Source organism: Meridianimarinicoccus aquatilis (assembly GCF_004358675.1).
Taxonomy (GTDB): Bacteria; Pseudomonadota; Alphaproteobacteria; order Rhodobacterales; family Rhodobacteraceae; genus Meridianimarinicoccus; species Meridianimarinicoccus aquatilis.
The window spans coordinates 1-1,609 of record NZ_SMZO01000116.1 but is presented as its reverse complement, the minus strand read 5'-3'; the positions used below and the strand labels follow the sequence as shown (position 1 = coordinate 1,609).

Below are 1,609 nucleotides of genomic sequence, written 5' to 3'. Positions count from 1 at the left end.
GTCCTTTCACGTGATGGCATGACCCTCGTTACGCCTCAGCGCGGAGCGGTCAAGCCGGGCGGCGGGCCCCGTGTCCGCGCTTGCGCGCGGGCATGGGGACTTGTCGTCTCGCGCGTCAGCGCGAGCCAATCAGATCAGCGGATTTTCAGCGTCGCCAGCCCGATAAGCGCAAGGATCAACGACACGATCCAGAACCTGATAACGATCTGCGGCTCTTTCCAGCCCTTTTTCTCGAAATGGTGGTGGATCGGAGCCATCAGGAACACGCGTTTGCCGGTGCGCTTGAAATAGGCCACCTGAATAATAACCGACAGCGCCTCGACCACGAAGAGCCCGCCAACAATCGACAACACGATCTCGTGCTTGGTGGCGACTGCGATGGCCCCCAAAGCGCCGCCCAGGGCGAGACTTCCGGTATCGCCCATGAACACGGCCGCCGGCGGCGCATTGTACCACAAAAAGCCAAGCCCGCCGCCCACTAGACCCGCCACAAAGATCAGCAGCTCGCCCGTATCAGGCACGTAATGCACATCGAGGTATTCACTGAAATCGACCCGACCCACGGCATAGGCAATCACCCCAAGCGCAGACGCCGCAATCATCACTGGCATGATCGCCAGACCATCCAGCCCGTCGGTCAGGTTCACCGCATTGGCCGCGCCAACAATCACCAACATGGAAAACGGGATAAACAGCAGCCCCATGTTCAGCAGCATCGTTTTGAACAGCGGGAAGGCCAGTTGCCCTGTCAACTCAGGCGGATGAAACCACATGGCCCATCCGGCAGCGAGTGCCGCAATCAACAGCCCAAGCCCCATGCGGGTCTTGCCCGAAACGCCTTTGGTGTTGTTCTTGCTGACCTTGGCGTAATCATCCGCGAATCCGATGGCCCCAAAGCCCATCGTCACCAGAAGCACCATCCAGATATACGGCGTATCAAGCCGCGCCCACAGAAGCGTGGACAGAACCACCGCCCCAAGGATCAGCACCCCCCCCATGGTCGGCGTGCCCGCTTTGGTCACCAGGTGGCTTTCCGGCCCGTCATCGCGGATCGGCTGGCCAAAGCGCTGGCGCTTACGCAGCAAATTGATCAGCGGTCGGCCGAACAGGAACCCGAAAATCAGCGCGGTGAAGAACGCGCCGCCCGCCCGAAACGTAATGTAGCGGAAGAGGTTGAAGGCGTCCCCGCCATCGGAAAAGGCCGTAAGCCAAAAAAGCATCAGTTCGTCCCAGACATGTCAGGGGCCTTACGACCCGGTTTTCGCAAGGCATTCACCACCGGTCCAAGCCGGGCCCCGAGCGAGCCTTTGACGAGCACCACATCACCCGCCGACGCCAGCTCGGGCAGCCTGTCCAGCATTTCGGCGGCGGTTTCAACCTGCATCCCGCGCTTTGCACTCGGAAGTGCCGCCCACAGATGCGCCATGCGCGGCCCTGCGCAATGCACCACGTCGACCGCGGACATGGCCGGATGACCCGCAAGGTCAGCATGCAGCGCGGCTTCATCAGGCCCAAGTTCCAACATATCGCCAAGGATTGCCACGCGCCGCCCGCCTTCGGGCGTATGCAGGGCAAGCACTTCCAGCGCGGCACCCAGCGAGGTGGGGTT

2 protein-coding genes are annotated in these 1,609 nt (G+C 61.7%); both read right to left on the bottom strand.

Annotated elements, in window-relative coordinates:
* Positions 1-134 precede the first annotated feature (134 nt).
* Positions 135-1,220, bottom strand: a complete 1,086-nt coding sequence (gene mraY / locus E2L05_RS20515) for a phospho-N-acetylmuramoyl-pentapeptide-transferase (protein ID WP_133344881.1) — start codon at positions 1,218-1,220, stop codon at positions 135-137.
* Positions 1,220-1,609 (bottom strand): glutamate ligase domain-containing protein (locus E2L05_RS20930; protein WP_394346573.1); only part of this gene is annotated, 390 nt, incomplete at its 5' end. The genes mraY and E2L05_RS20930, both read right to left, overlap by 1 nt.